Below are 15,259 nucleotides of genomic sequence, written 5' to 3'. Positions count from 1 at the left end.
TATGAAAAAATAAAGCTGAAACTGCGTAAAATATACACAAATTAGCTGACCTTTTTTATTGGTTGCGGTAAAATAAATGCAGAGAAATAGGAGGTTAAGCCATGTCAAATAACGTTGAAATTATAAAAGCAAATCCTTTAGTAACTAGAAGAAATGATAATAGTGGTTCTTTATCGAGGAGAGTAGCAGCATATTGTCGTGTTAGTTCCGATAGTGATGATCAAAAAAATAGCTATGATTCTCAAGTTCGTCATTATAGAGAGTATATATCACAGCACCAAGATTGGAATTTGGTTGACATTTATGCTGATGAAGGGATTTCAGGAACTCAAGTTGGAAAAAGACAAGATTTTCAAAGATTGATTTCAGATTGCCTTGATGGAAAAATAGACTATATCATTACAAAAGCCATTGCTCGCTTTGCTAGAAATACATTAGATACTCTCAAATATGTTCGTTTGCTTAAAGATAAACAAATTGGAGTATTTTTCGAAGAAGAAAACATTGATACTTTAACTATGGATGGTGAGTTACTATTAACGATATTAAGTTCAGTGGCTCAACAGGAAGTTGAAAATACATCTGCCCATGTTAAAAAAGGTTTAAAAATGAAGATGCAACGTGGAGAACTTATTGGTTTTCAAGGTTGTCTTGGTTATGACTATAATCAAGATACAAAGTCAATATCAATAAATGAAAAAGAAGCCAAGATAGTACGTTATATTTTTGAACGATACATTGATGGTATTGGAGGTAAGGCAATAGCTAGAGAACTAGATGAACTAGGTTATAAAACTCCGAGAGGTCTTGATCACTGGCAAGATACAACAGTTTTAGGAATTATTAAAAACGAGAAGTATAAAGGTGATATTCTAATGGGAAAAACTTTCACGGTTGATCCCATTAGTAAGAGACGTTTGATAAATTTCGGTGAAGAAGATAAATACTACATTAAAAATAATCATGATGCAATAATTAGTCCAGAAATTTTTACACAGGCGCAAGAAATTCGATTACGGAGATCAGGAAACAAGAAAACAATAGCAAATACAAAAGGAAAACGAGAAAGATATTCAAGAATGTATCCTTTTAGTAGTCGATTAGAATGTGGTTTTTGTGGTACTGTTCTGTCTCGAAGAAGTTGGCACTCTAGTTCAGAGTACAAAAAGATTATCTGGCACTGTACAACATCTATAAAGAAAGGTAAAAAGCATTGCATTCATAGTAAAGGAATAGAGGAAAAAGCAATAGAAAATGCTTTTTTACAGAGCTACCAACAGTTGTTTTATGAAAATAATAATCTAACTGAAGACTTTCTTGAAATTATAAAAGAAGAGCTTACTGACGATACTTTAAAAGTGGAGTTGAATAAGATAGTTAGTAAACTAAATTCGTTGTACAAAAAAGAAGAAAAATTGGTTTCAATGAATCTTGATGGAAAAGTTAGTGATTCTGTATATGAAGATAAATTTAATCAAATACAAATTGAGAAAGAAAAACTTTTAGAAGAAAAAGTAAACCTAGAAGTAACTTTAAAATCAGAAGTTGATATAAAAAGTAGATTAGAGAATTTTAAAGAAATTTTAACTTCACAAAAGACTTTGACGGAGTTTGACAAGGACATTTTTGAAAGTATCGTTGAAAAAATAATAGTAGGCGGAATAAATTCTGATGGAGAAATTGATCCAGCAATGTTGACTATAATTTTTAAAACGGGAGATTCTTCGACTAAAGATGCAAAATCCTACAAATCTAAAAGGAAGAATGCTAAAATAGAAAATGATAAATTGTGTTTTCATGCCGTAACCGATGACGAAAAAAAGTGTACAAATAAAGAAAACAACGCATGTTGAGGCAGTATCACTGCTTGTACGAGCTAAGGCATCAGCGAAGTAGAAGCAGATGTTCTGCCCATGGGATAGCTGTCGTAGAGTAAGGAGTTTACGACGAAACGATACGGCAACAGCGAACCGCCGAGTGTGTAGCTTTGCTCGTAAAAGCCTAGAAAGCTTGGTATGAATCAATAATGAAAAGCCTTGATTGTAAGGCTTTTTTTGTGTTTTTGTGATAGAATATAGGTAGTTATAATCGATAGCAACTAAGAAGCAGTAACAAATATTACATATAAAATAATCAAAATAAGGAAGATAAAATGACAGAAATTGACAAAAAGAATTTAAAAAATTATCTTTATTGTACATTTGGAATTACTTATATAGCTTGGGGGATTCTTGCCATCTTTACGCAATCTCATATTTTTGGATTAGAAACAATTATAGGAAGAACATTACATATAGTAGGTGCACTTGGTCCAGCTATTGCAAGTGGTTTTTATTTGAAAAGGAATAATATAAAATTTCAACATTTTCTATTTAGTAAGAAAGGAAATAGTAGTATTTATTTCATTATTCATTTGTTAGCAATTTTGATACTATTTTCTGTATCTTCCTTAGAATTAAATGAAGTATCAATTTATCTGATGCCATTATTCTTTATACAACTAATTTTTTTTGGTGGTGGACATGAAGAATTAGGATGGAGAGGAATATTACAGTCGTTACTTGATAAAAAATATACTTATTGGCAATCTAATTTGATTGTAGGATCAATTTGGGGAATATGGCATCTGCCTTTATGGTTTATAGTTGGAGAAAGTCATCAAGGATTTCCTTTTATTCTATTTTTTATATATACATTATTTTTAAGTTTTGTTTTAGGGCTTCTTTACCGTCAAACGAAATCTGTGGGATACTGTATATTATTTCATGCATTCGCAAATTTGTTAAATCTCTATTTTGTATTAAAAATTAATCTTATTTTTATTATCATATTTATTGGTTATTTGATTTATACGATATTGGCTAGTAATAGAATTAGTAAGGAGAAGTAATTTTAACTTTAGATTAGTATATCCATTATTGAAGGTAACGATTTGCTAATTAGATGATCTATGTTAGAGAATTATCTATTATAATTTAAAGTGGAGTGATAAATGTCGTTTCTTTTGAAGTGGCGAAAATCTTTCCGTTTCACAGTATCATTCTAAAATGATTTTTACTGCCTTTTGTTTGTTAGTATAAAAGTAGAATATTACTATACGTCGAGTGTGTAAGCTTGTTGGTAAAATCTTAAAACTTTGAACGAAAAGGGATATGAAAAGCCTCGATTGTAGCATTTTGTAAATTTTTATATTATAATATTGAGCATAAAACGAACACTGAAAAGGTGGAATAAAATAATGATATATGCTATAATTATTGATTTCAATGATTTTTATGATGATCTTAATGATGTTTGGAGTACTAGGTTGCAATTACCAAATGGAGCAGTGATAGCATTTTGGAAATGTAAGATAAAGTATGTGAACAGTAATGAGAGTCATTACTTAAAGATTACTTCTGCTCAGAAACAAAATATTAGTGAATGTCTGATTTTATTATCATTTTTTACTACTTTGCCTCTTTTTACTTTTGAGTATAATTTCGAGAAAACTGAGGAAATTTTAGATGAAAGACAATTAGAAAATCCATCAGTATCTGAATGGCTGGAAAAACTTTCTACCATAGAACGTAAATTAAATTACAAGAAAAATAGAAATCACAGTGAAGAACAGTTCTTTATGTACTTTAAGCCTATTGAACGTGTAGCAAAATTGCAACTTGATAATACTAAAATTTTGACAGGATTTTCTAATGAGGCAAGAAAAAATTTAACAAAGACCTTCTTGGAGCAATTGTTTTTGTCGAATTTTGATAATACGTTTTTTGATCAAGAAACCCTTACTGAATTAGCTGGAGAGCTAAACTCAACATTAAATAATAGCCTTGAGAGAAAAAATCATAGACGCATAGTTCTAGCGTTAAGCAGTATCACAAATAATTTGGATGATGGTGATTCTACCAAATCAACATTACTTAAAATAGATAGTAACAGAGTTCAGGAACTTGTCAAAATTAGGAACGATATAGCTCACGGCAATAAGGTTAATGTGTCACCTGATGATCTAATAGATGTAGAGTATTTATCACGACAATTAATTACCTTAGTCTTTTTTGGGATTAATTTTAAGCAAGTTTATTTAAGAAGTAAGAAATTTAATACAGATTTTTGGTCATAATGGGAAGTAACTTATTGACTAAGATGTAACCAAAGAAACTATGACGAATATAGGAGTGAGTTTTGAGAATCACATGGTATTCAAAAGTGTATAGTGTACCCTCGGTATTAATGTGATTGAGGGGTAACAACCGACTGCGGCACATGTCGGAGCGGTAGCGTTGATACAAAGAGTCAAATCGTGACAAATCCTCCATCTAAGCAATGTTATAAACAGTTAGAATTTAAGGAGAGAAAAATGATTTTAGAAACAGAAAGATTGATTTTTCGCACATGGGAAGAAAGAGATGCCAATGATTTATTTTATTACTTTTATTAAGAAATTAATCTAGATATCGTTGTGGTTGCCCTATAAAAAATATATAAATTTTGAGGAGTATTAATATGTAATTATGTATCAAGATGATTGTAGATAAGCAGTTAATAATACCTAATAAGTAGTGTTTGAGAAGAAATGATTGCTATTTTTTAGTATAAATTGAAAGGTTATAAATTAATTAGTCATGGATGGAAGAAGGTTACAAAACTATTGGTCGAATGAGATAAAAGCAATGCTAGAAACCTATAGACAATTTCAAGTATTGATTCCATCAAAAGAAGTAGAAGGTTCAGCACATAACGCAGAAGATGGAAGGTATGTTGAAACTCTAATACGGGAATATCTTAAAAAGTATTTACCAAGGGAATTGGAAGTATTAACAGGATTCATACTGAGACCCGCTGTAAAAACGGAGTTAGATAATAGAAGTAGGAGAAATAAGGAAGATACTAATTCTTCACAATTGGACATCATAGTTTATAATAGTGGAAGGTATCCTGTTTTTCAAAGGTTTGGTGAAAGTGTTATTGTACCACCTGAGGGTGTTATTGGAATCATATCTGTAAAAAAGAAATTAAAAACTAACCATATAATTCCTGAAATTGAATCGTTGAGATCGGCTTCAAAACTTTGTCATTGTTCAAATCAAGATACTCCGTTACGAGGACCGTTTTTAGCATTAGTTTCAATGGAATCTACAAATATTCGTCCAAGTACAATATTTAATAAAATGGAATCAACCTATTCAAATGAGTATGATTATTTTGATAATCTAGTAGGATATATTGGTTCCCTTAATGGATGGACTATTTTTAAGACACGCCCTCCACAGGGAGGAAATAGCGCTAGGTATATACATTTTACTCACAATGATCAAGAAATGCACTTAGGACTTCAGTTTATATTAACGGGTATATTGAGTGTGTTTTATGACAAGTCTCGTAGTATTACTTCTAGACCAGGTTTTACAGGCTTTCCTTCTCATAGAAGTCAGGATACTAATCTTGGAACTATAGATGTTAAAGGATTGAGAGAGGGAATAGAGTAATACTTTTCTTGAAATTTAAATTTTTGTTCAGAAATTTTATGCTAAAATAATTTTATTATCTTATTTTTCTAAAAATATATTTTTTGTATTATATTGTAAGTGAGTTAGCGTGTTATTAAAATGATAACCCTATAGAGTGTAAGAGACGCATCAAAGAGTACCTAGAGAAGGAGTGTAGGTATAACCTATCTCAATCACTAGATGAAACTCGTCCTAACTATCGGTTCAATGAAACCTGTCAGGATACAGTTCCTCAGGCCATCATAGCCTTTCTTGAAAGTACAGATTTTGAAGATGCGATTAGAAATTCGATTTCCCTTGGTGGGGATAGTGATACTCTCGCTGCAATTACAGGCAGTATAGCAGAAGCAGCTTATGGAATTCCTGATTGGATTAAAGACAAGGCTTATAGCTATCTCGATGAGCTTTTAAAAGATGTGCTCAGACGATGGGAAGAAACGTTTGTAATAAAATAATAGATAGGCGTTATGTGGACCTATAATGAATGACGGAGAGGTTATGGATGTTTATATTAGAGTTGTATCAAAATAGTTATTCAAAAGATTTAGTCGCTTTTGATTCTTTAGAAGAGGGAAAAGCCTTTGTAGCTCAAATCCCGGGGTACACTCTGGAAACAGAAGATGGTTTTGAAACGGAGTATTTTAATCCTAAAAACATACCGGATTATATGGAAATTATTTTTAACGGAAATATTGTTCCTTTATCTAAATTTATGTTTGATCCTGAGGAAAATGTAGACATTATTTGGAAAGAGATTTCGAATCTATCAGTTAAAAACGATAAAGTGATTGAAGGAGCTACAAAAGTAGATGCCTATGTCATTAACAACGATGAAGTGAAAGCTTATGTCGAAGCCAGAGAAGCAAACTTCCGCAAGGCAAAAGCTTTCTTAGAAATCAAAGGGTACGAAGTCGATAGAAGCTTTTTCGGAAGTGAAGACGGCGAAGCGATTCTTTACAGAAAAAAAGGGAGCGAAGATTGGCACTTCTTATGTCATTTAGACTCAATGTTTGTAGAGATGGAAGATATCGAGGAATATGTGAAAGAAATACTGGAAGGATTGATGTAGAGAATTGAAGAATACTATAAAAAGAGAAATCTCATGATAGGAGYAATTATTGGAGATATTGTCGCTTCTATTTACGAATGAAACAATATCAAAACAAAGGACTTTCCTTTATTTCGGAAAGACTGCTTTTTTACGGATGATACAGTGATGACCTGTGCTATTGCAGAAACGATTATGAATGGGGGACAAAAAGACGACTTCATTGGCGCGATGAAGAAATATGGCAGACTGTATCCAGATGCTGATTATGGTGCTCGGTTTAATGCATGGCTAAACAGCGATAACCGTGAGCCTTTTACTAGCTTTGGGAATGGTTCGGCTATGCGTGTTTCTTCATGTGCTTGGGTCATGGACTGTGATGTCTATGAGAGAACCGGTACGTGGCCATCATCTAGATAACTTGCGAGTCTTTCTGCAGAGGTAACTCATAATCATCCAGAAAGTATTAAAGGTGCTATGGCTACAGCTGATGCTATTTTTTGTGTCGTTTTTACTTTGGTGATTATTGTAGGGAATACGAGCAACCAATCAATGACAGTCCTACAGAGTGCAAAAGACAGATTAAGGATTATATTAAGCAGGAATACAGCTACAATCTATCTCAAACTTTAGATGAAATCCGACCTACCTATCGTTTTAACGAAACATGTCAGGAAACTGTCCCCCAAGCCAGTATCGCCTCTCTTAAAAGTAGATACTTCGAAGATGCGATAAGAAACGGCATCTCACTTGGTGGCGATAGTGATACTCTGGCTGCAATCACTGGCATAATAGCTGAGGCGGCATATGGTATTCCTGATTGGATAAAGAATAAGACCTATTCTTACTTGGATGAATCCTTAAAGGCTGTAGTTAAATGATGGGAAAATAGAATAAAATCATATTAATCTCCAATGAGTGAGATTTTTCTTTTCTGTATTTTCATTGTATAATGGGAATACATTTAGTTGCAATTGACGAAATATAAATATTTCTAATGAAAATTAAGGAGAAATTAATGAAAAAAGCAATGGTTATTATCAACCCTACTTCTGGTGGGGAGAAGGCTTTGGATTACAAAGAAAAGCTGGAGAATAAAGCCAAAGAATACTTTGAACACGTGGAAACCAAAATTACCGAAAAAGCGTTGGATGCAACCCATTTTGCACAAGCGGCTTCTCATGAGCAGTACGATGCAGTGGTTGTGTTTGGTGGAGACGGGACAGTGAATGAAGTCATTTCGGGTATTGCTGAGAGAGACCACATTCCTAAGTTAGGGATTATCCCAGGCGGTACGGGTAACCTCATTACAAAACTGTTGGAAATTAATCAAGACATTGATGGTGCGATAGATGAACTCGACTTTGACTTGACCAATAAGATCGATATCGGTAAAGCGAATGACAACTATTTTGGTTATATCTTTAGTATCGGTTCTCTACCTGACGCGATTCACAATGTTGAAATTGAAGATAAGACAAAATTCGGTATTCTAGCCTATGCTGTAAATACCATGAAGTCTGTCATGACGGATCAGGTCTTTAACATTAAGGTAGAGACAGAAAATGGGAATTATATTGGTGAAGCTAGTCATGTTTTGGTTCTCTTGACAAATTACTTCGCTGATAAGAAAATCTTTGAAGAAAACAAAGATGGCTATGCCAACATTTTGATTCTGAAAGATGCCTCTATCTTCTCCAAATTATCTGTTATTCCTGATTTACTAAAAGGGGATGTTGTCGCTAATGATAATATCGAGTATATCAGAGCGCGTACTATTAAGATCTCTTCAGATAGTGAATTGGAGTCAGATGTTGATGGCGATAAATCGGATAACTTACCTGTAGAAATCAATGTTCTAGCTCAGCGAGTAGAAGTATTTTCAAAACCGAAAGAGGATTAGTAGATTGACAAAGCCTTTTTTAAGGCTTTTTGTATTCTTTAACAGTAATCTTAGGACTTTTATTTATATTTTTGATGAGTTGGTGGATTATTTCAATCGTTAATAGCCAGAAACCACGAAAAAAAGAAACATTTATTGTTTATATCTAAAGACACGATATTGATGGGGAAGGCTATCAATCAGAAGTATGGGAAGTAACTGAGGAGGAAGATTCATAATTAAAAATCAAAGTCTTCTTTACAATATTGCTCCTATTTCCAGACAGTCCATTTGTAGTTTTATCTAGTTTGGTATATAATTTAAGTTATAGAAAACAGGAGGACAAATCGAATGGAATTAAAAGATTTTACAGAAAAAGAACAGGAAATGATTAAGAAGGGACTGACTACGTCTAAGATTAGTGACAAGGAAACTGCTGAGAAGATTCTTGCACTAGTACCACAAGACTTGATTAAGCAAATCCCGTTTTTTGTCAGAAAGCATGCTACGACACGTACAATTAAACGCATTTCAATTGAACACCCTGAACTCTATGCTGTAGCTCAAACAAGTGGTGAAATACCAGAAAAAGAACGCGAAGAATTACGCCAGATTATCACGACTATCTTTGAACAGAAGATGAACAAGCATAGTATTAAGTAGAGAATGAAAAAATCTTGAATTTGTGACGTGTTCACTAGTTATATATCAGTTTAAAAATCGTAATTTATATTCTACTATACAATACTTAACAAAAAACGAACAGGCTCTTTTTCTGTGATTCAGAAGAGAACTTGTTCGTTTTGTCTTTTTATTCTTTTAAAACACGCGATACACATAGGGATTTTCTGGTTTATCGACTTTTGTAAAGCTGTCGATCTCCAAGGTTGGGAGGTTTTGTTTGAGCTCTTTATGGTAGTGATTGACCAGTTTTCCTTTGGCTGTTATCCAGGTATTATTCTCGTACTGACGGGTATTTCCTTTTGTCAGCAAACCATAGACACCAGAATCTGCGATGCAGTGAAGAATGCCAAAGCGGAACAAAAATTGACTATTGGCATGACTGGGGTCATTGTAGACAAAACCTGTGAACTGGACTGTCTTACCCTCAAATTCATCTGGATAGTCGTAGATGGCTTCCATGACCTCTATATAGTTTTCATTAGTGATCTGAATGTTATCCTGAGACAAGTATTTATCCGCCGCAGTTCGCATTTCCTTTTCATAGGCTGATTTTGAAAAATAAGAACTGGTATCTGGTTTCAAATATTGGCTTGTCGTTCCTTCACTCGTCTGAATGGCTAGATTCGTTCCTTCCGATAGGGGGAAATGATAGCCTTTGGCAGAAACGGTCTGAGAATCCAAGCTAACAGTTGGGAAAGTTAAGCCAACAACGATTGGAATGGCCAGAAGAGCAATACTCGTCACCTTGGCTAATCGACTGTTCAGATGACTGTGGGTTTTGACTTGCTTCATCCAGATATACAGTTGAACGATTGCTAAGATAAAGGAAAGTATCATGGAAATATAGGCCAAATAGGAATAGTGCAGGTTGATGTACTGGTTTAATTTGCCCGACAGATGGAGGTAGATTGTCAGTTCAAAATAGCCAGCTAAAATTAAAAATCGAATCATAGGATGACTCCAATCAAGAGAGAATACACTAAGACGACAAGAGTCACAATCGTAATGAAGTGACTGATAAATCGTGCTTTCAAGTAATTTTTCATCATAAGAATATTTTTGATATCCAGCATTGGGCCAATGACGAGAAAAGCTAAAACTGGTGCTAAGCCGAAACTCGAGAGAAGAGAAGCTCCGATAAAGGCATCCGCCTCACTACAGAGAGAAAGAAGAAAGGCCAAAAGCATCAAGAGCAGGATGGCAAAAAGAGGGGTCGCACTGATGGAGGTCAGAATCCGTGTCGGAACGTAGACCTGTATTATTGAGGCGAAGAGACAGCCAAATACCAAATAACGCCCCGTATCAAAAAATTCATCAATTGCTTGTACAAAGACTTGAAAAACTTTCTTTATAGGGCTCAAGTGAGAAAAATTGTGCTCATGGCAGGCTATACGATTTTCTTTTTGAATCGGTTCTTGCCAGAAAAATCCTAGAAAAATCCCAAGTATCACAGCTACAAGAATGGAACCAAGAGCTCGCAACAGGGCGACATGGAAGGAGTTGCCAAAGGCAGAATAGGTCGCAAAGAGAACAATAGGATTGATGACAGGTGCTGTTACGAGAAAGGGAACAGCCGTGTAACTGGGAACCTTTTTTTCTAGAAAACGATTGATAATGGGGACAATTCCACATTCACAAGAGGGGAAAAGAATCCCTACGAAGGTGCCAAAAAAGATTCTCCCCCAACGATTTCGAGGGAGGAAATGATAAACCTTGTCAGGTGTGATATAAACCTCAATCAGCCCAGAGACAATACTTCCTATCAGAACGAAGGGGAGTGCTTCAATGATTATAGAGAGAAAAATAGCTCCAGTTTGAAGCACACTGGATGGGAGTTGTTGGAAAGCACTCATCTAGTTTTTCTTTTCTGCTTTGGCTTTTTTCTCTTTGTCATCAGGGAAAGTAACTTGCTTCAAATCAGGGAGTTTCGCAAACTCTTCAAACATCTTGTCCAAGTCGTCTCGCTTTGTAAATTTTACAGCCATAGGTGTACCTCGATTCTAAATGCTACCTCTATTATACTACTATTTTGAGGAAAAGGGAGTTTTTTAATTTGTTTTCGATAGTTGAAAAGGACTGGAGCAAGCCTTTCAGCTTGTGGTATAATAGATTCATGGATAAAAAATATGAAAAAATCTCCCAGGATTTGGGTGTAACGTTAAAACAAATTGATACCGTTCTAAGTTTAACAGCTGAAGGGGCGACTATTCCCTTTATTGCGCGTTATCGCAAGGACATGACTGGTAGTTTGGATGAGGTGGCGATTAAGGCCATTATCGACTTGGATAAAAGCCTGACGAATCTCAATGACCGTAAGGAAGCTGTCTTGGCTAAGATTCAAGAACAAGGCAAGCTAACAAAGGAATTGGAAGAAGCTATTTTAGCAGCTGAAAAATTAGCAGACGTAGAAGAACTCTACCTTCCTTACAAGGAAAAACGTCGGACCAAAGCAACCATTGCCCGTGAAGCAGGGCTCTTTCCGCTTGCTCGCTTGATTTTGCAGAATGTATCTGACTTAGAGAAAGAAGCTGAAAATTTTGTCTGTGAAGGATTTGCGAGTGGAAAGGAAGCCTTGGCTGGTGCAGTTGATATCTTGGTAGAAGCCTTATCGGAGGATGTCAATTTACGTGCTATGACTTATCAGGAAGTGCTGAGACACTCTAAACTCACTTCTCAAGTCAAGGATGAAAATCTTGATGAAAAGCAGGTTTTTCAGATTTATTATGATTTTTCAGAGACGGTTGGAAATATGCAAGGATATCGTACCTTAGCCCTCAATCGTGGGGAGAAGCTAGGTGTCTTGAAGGTCGGTTTTGAACATGCGACAGACCGTATTCTTGCCTTCTTTGTTGCTCGTTTCAAAGTGAAAAATGCCTATATAGACGAAGTAGTTCAGCAATCTGTTAAAAAGAAAGTCTTGCCTGCTATCGAGCGCCGTATTCGGACAGAATTAACCGAGAAGGCAGAAGAAGGGGCTATCCAACTCTTTTCTGATAATCTGCGCAATCTTCTCTTGGTTGCTCCGCTGAAAGGGCGCGTGGTTCTGGGTTTTGACCCAGCCTTTCGTACAGGTGCCAAGCTAGCTGTCGTTGATGCAACAGGAAAAATGCTGACAACTCAGGTCATTTATCCTGTCAAACCAGCATCAGCTCGTCAAATCCAAGAAGCCAAGAAAGATTTGGAAAACTTAATCGGTCAATACGGTGTAGAGATTATTGCCATCGGAAATGGGACGGCCAGTCGGGAAAGTGAAGCTTTTGTAGCGGAAATTCTGAAAGATTTCCCTGAAGTCAGCTATGTCATTGTCAATGAAAGTGGTGCTTCGGTCTACTCTGCCAGCGAACTTGCTCGTCAGGAATTTCCAGACTTGACCGTTGAAAAACGCTCTGCTATCTCTATTGCTCGTCGCTTGCAGGATCCTCTTGCAGAATTGGTCAAAATCGATCCTAAGTCAATTGGTGTCGGCCAATACCAGCACGATGTCAGCCAGAAGAAATTGTCTGAAAGTCTGGATTTTGTCGTGGACACGGTGGTTAACCAAGTCGGTGTCAATGTCAATACAGCCAGTCCAGCTCTTCTTTCCCACGTAGCTGGACTCAATAAAACTATCTCTGAAAATATCGTCAAATACCGTGAAGAAGAAGGAAAAATCACTTCACGTGCCCAAATCAAGAAAGTTCCTCGTCTGGGGGCCAAGGCCTTTGAACAGGCTGCTGGTTTCCTTCGTATCCCTGAAAGTAGCAATATCCTCGATAATACAGGAGTTCACCCAGAAAATTACAGTGCTGTTAAGGAACTCTTCAAACGTTTAGATATTAAAGACCTAAACGAAGAAGCCCAAGGCAAACTCAAATCCCTTTCAATCAAGGAAATGGCGCAAGAGCTAGACCTTGGTCCAGAAACTCTTAAAGATATCATTGCAGATCTTCTCAGACCAGGTCGAGATTTCCGTGACTCCTTTGACGCACCTGTGCTTCGACAAGATGTCCTAGATATCAAAGACCTAGTGGTAGGCCAGAAGCTAGAAGGTGTGGTGCGGAACGTCGTTGACTTTGGTGCCTTCGTTGACATTGGGATTCATGAGGACGGTCTGATTCATATTTCCCATATGAGCCGAAAATTTATCAAACATCCTAGCCAAGTGGTGTCCGTCGGAGATTTGGTAACCGTTTGGGTTAAGAAAATCGATACTGAACGTGAAAAAGTTAATCTGTCACTCCTAGCTCCAAATGAAACTGACTGATTACGTCAAGCAAGTTTCGCTAGAAGACTTCGGGAGACCTTTTATCCATCAAGCTCAGTGGAATTCTCGCCTACGTTCGACAGGTGGGCGATTTTTCCCCAAGGATGGGCATTTGGATTTCAACCCAAAAGTTTATCAGGAACTGGGTTTGGATGTTTTTAGGAAAATTGTCCGACATGAACTCTGTCATTATCACCTCTATTTTCAAGGGAAGGGCTATCAACACAAGGATCGGGATTTTAAGGAACTGTTGAAAGCAGTGGATGGATTACGTTTTGTTCCAACCTTGCCTAATAGTAACTCCAAACCAATTAAGCTCTATCGTTGCCAATCCTGCCAGCAAAGGTATCAGCGCAAGCGGAGGATTGATACTAAACGCTATCGCTGTGGACTTTGTCGAGGGAAGTTATTACTAGTAAATCAGCCTGAGGACTGATGAAAGCCGAGCCTATTCGTGATATACTAAGTCTAATCTAGCAGAAAGAGGAAAGAACATGAACAGTAAATTTTATAAAATGAGACGAAATCGCATGATTTCAGGAGTTCTGGCAGGTCTGTCAGACAAGTGGAACTTTGATGTTATTCTTGTTCGTTTTCTATTTGCTATTTTTACAGTCGCAAATTTTGGACTTGGTGTGATTATCTATATCATCCTAGCTTCTATCATGCCAACCAAGGAAGAAATCGAAGCAGAAATGTACGGAACAGGCCCACGTAAACGCAAAGAAGCTCAAGCCATTGACGATAATGAAGGCTGGTTTTGGTGAGGTAGAAACACTTATTTTACTGTTAGTCTATGAATTCGACTAATCTATTTTAAAATTTTTGAACCCTTGTATCTGCAAGGGTTTTCTTCTTACTTTCTTTTTATGGTAAAATATTTTTAATGAAATGCTTACATTTCCCCCAATCTTACAAAAATGTAAGATTAAAGTCTCTTTTGTAAGGTTAGGTTATGGCAAGCGGTCTTTTTTTGATGTAAACTAGACTCATAAAGAACAAAGGAGTAACATCATGAAACAAACCTTACATGAGAAAACAAGAAAACCAAGTCACAAAGATATCGAGCGTGTTCAGCTGGGATGCGCTATGATGCAAGCAACATTTCATTTGATGGGATATTAAGAAAGGAGATTCTCATGACACTTTTAGATGTAAAACACGTTCAAAAAATTTATAAAACTCGTTTTCAGGGCAACCAAGTAGAGGCCCTCAAGGATATTCACTTTACCGTGGAAAAAGGTGACTATGTCGCTATCATGGGTGAGTCTGGTTCTGGTAAATCAACTCTTCTCAATATTTTAGCTATGCTGGATAAACCAAGTCGTGGGCAGGTTTACCTGAATGGAACTGATACAGCAACCATTAAAAATTCACAGGCTTCTAGCTTCCGTCGTGAAAAATTGGGTTTTGTCTTCCAAGACTTTAACTTGCTAGATACTCTGTCTGTTAAGGACAATATCTTGCTTCCGCTTGTCTTGTCAAGAAGACCTATTACAGAGATGATGAAGAAATTGGTGGTGACAGCTGAGAATCTGGGTATTAACCAATTACAAGAGAAATACCCTTATGAGATTTCTGGTGGTCAAAAACAGCGTGTAGCAGTAGCCCGCGCCATCATCACAGAACCTGAAATTCTCCTTGCGGATGAGCCAACAGGAGCCCTTGATTCCAAGTCATCTGCAGCCTTACTTGATGTCTTTGATGAAATCAATGAACGTGGCCAAACCATTCTCATGGTAACTCACTCAACAGCAGCAGCTAGTAGGGCTAAACGTGTACTCTTTATCAAAGACGGCATTCTTTACAACCAAATCTACCGTGGAGAGAAGACAGAGCGTCAGATGTTCCAAGAGATCTCTGATACCTTGACTGTCATGGCAAGCGAGGTGAATTAG

Annotated in this window: 14 protein-coding genes and 2 pseudogenes; 13 read left to right on the top strand and 3 right to left on the bottom strand. The window is 36.3% G+C overall.

Translation table 11 applies throughout. The features are described from left to right. Positions 1–101: 101 nt before the first annotated feature. The 9 genes and pseudogenes from D2908_RS01135 to D2908_RS01090 all read left to right on the top strand — a co-directional run bounded on the left by D2908_RS01135 (position 102) and on the right by D2908_RS01090 (position 9,097). Entirely contained in the window at positions 102–1,853 is a 1,752-nt protein-coding gene (locus tag D2908_RS01135; protein ID WP_117304273.1) for a recombinase family protein, read from the top strand. Between the two features lie 299 nt (positions 1,854–2,152). After that, positions 2,153–2,890 (top strand): CPBP family intramembrane glutamic endopeptidase, encoded by a 738-nt coding sequence (locus tag D2908_RS01130; protein ID WP_117304270.1) that lies wholly within the window; start codon positions 2,153–2,155, stop codon positions 2,888–2,890. 348 nt (positions 2,891–3,238) lie between these two features. Continuing rightward, complete coding sequence (locus D2908_RS01125) at positions 3,239–4,117, top strand: HEPN domain-containing protein (RefSeq protein WP_117304268.1); 879 nt, start codon at positions 3,239–3,241, stop codon at positions 4,115–4,117. Positions 4,118–4,667: 550 nt separating this feature from the next. Further along, entirely contained in the window at positions 4,668–5,483 is an 816-nt protein-coding gene (locus D2908_RS01115; protein ID WP_206269733.1) for a DUF6602 domain-containing protein, read from the top strand. A 119-nt stretch (positions 5,484–5,602) separates the two neighbouring features. Then, positions 5,603–5,959 (top strand): annotated as a pseudogene (locus tag D2908_RS01110) (ADP-ribosylglycohydrolase family protein); the annotation flags it as partial. 47 nt (positions 5,960–6,006) lie between these two features. Further along, the gene (locus D2908_RS01105; protein WP_117304264.1) at positions 6,007–6,573 is read left to right on the top strand and encodes a hypothetical protein; all 567 of its coding nucleotides are present in this window, start codon (positions 6,007–6,009) and stop codon (positions 6,571–6,573) included. An 87-nt stretch (positions 6,574–6,660) separates the two neighbouring features. Next, positions 6,661–7,433, top strand: a pseudogene (locus tag D2908_RS01100) (ADP-ribosylglycohydrolase family protein). A gap of 137 nt (positions 7,434–7,570) precedes the next feature. After that, entirely contained in the window at positions 7,571–8,455 is an 885-nt protein-coding gene (locus D2908_RS01095; protein WP_117304262.1) for a diacylglycerol kinase family protein, read from the top strand. 330 nt (positions 8,456–8,785) lie between these two features. Next, on the top strand, positions 8,786–9,097 hold the full coding sequence (locus D2908_RS01090) for a hypothetical protein (protein ID WP_117304260.1): 312 nt from the start codon (positions 8,786–8,788) through the stop codon (positions 9,095–9,097). A 156-nt stretch (positions 9,098–9,253) separates the two neighbouring features. On the opposite strand, the gene D2908_RS01085 is transcribed toward D2908_RS01090, so the two are convergent. The 3 genes from D2908_RS01085 to D2908_RS10210 are packed head-to-tail and all read right to left on the bottom strand — an operon-like array spanning position 9,254 to position 11,103. Next, positions 9,254–10,069, bottom strand: a complete 816-nt coding sequence (locus D2908_RS01085; RefSeq protein ID WP_049495807.1) for a TIGR03943 family protein — start codon at positions 10,067–10,069, stop codon at positions 9,254–9,256. Next, positions 10,066–10,971: a permease gene (locus D2908_RS01080; protein WP_117304259.1), complete on the bottom strand. Its 906-nt coding sequence runs from the start codon at positions 10,969–10,971 to the stop codon at positions 10,066–10,068. Before D2908_RS01080 ends, D2908_RS01085 begins: the two co-directional genes overlap by 4 nt. Further along, complete coding sequence (locus tag D2908_RS10210) at positions 10,972–11,103, bottom strand: SPJ_0845 family protein (RefSeq protein ID WP_000268685.1); 132 nt, start codon at positions 11,101–11,103, stop codon at positions 10,972–10,974. Between the two features lie 128 nt (positions 11,104–11,231). On the opposite strand from D2908_RS10210, the gene D2908_RS01070 reads away from it, so the two are divergent. The 4 genes from D2908_RS01070 (at position 11,232) to D2908_RS01055 (ending at position 15,259) form a co-directional block, all read left to right on the top strand. After that, positions 11,232–13,361: a Tex family protein gene (locus D2908_RS01070; protein WP_117304257.1), complete on the top strand. Its 2,130-nt coding sequence runs from the start codon at positions 11,232–11,234 to the stop codon at positions 13,359–13,361. Then, positions 13,348–13,797, top strand: a complete 450-nt coding sequence (locus D2908_RS01065; RefSeq protein ID WP_117304255.1) for a SprT family protein — start codon at positions 13,348–13,350, stop codon at positions 13,795–13,797. The genes D2908_RS01070 and D2908_RS01065 overlap by 14 nt, the downstream gene beginning before the upstream one ends. A gap of 58 nt (positions 13,798–13,855) precedes the next feature. After that, positions 13,856–14,128 carry a PspC domain-containing protein gene (locus tag D2908_RS01060; RefSeq protein ID WP_117304253.1) on the top strand — a complete coding sequence of 91 codons (273 nt, stop codon included), beginning with the start codon at positions 13,856–13,858 and terminating at the stop codon, positions 14,126–14,128. Between the two features lie 372 nt (positions 14,129–14,500). After that, a complete protein-coding gene (locus D2908_RS01055) occupies positions 14,501–15,259 on the top strand; it encodes an ABC transporter ATP-binding protein (RefSeq protein WP_000173358.1) in 759 nt (252 codons plus the stop codon).

It is taken from the genome of Streptococcus sp. LQJ-218 (genome assembly GCF_003428885.1).
In the GTDB taxonomy this organism is placed as follows: domain Bacteria; phylum Bacillota; class Bacilli; order Lactobacillales; family Streptococcaceae; genus Streptococcus.
Note: the sequence above shows the minus strand (reverse complement) of the source record. Positions and strands in the feature narration are given on the sequence as shown.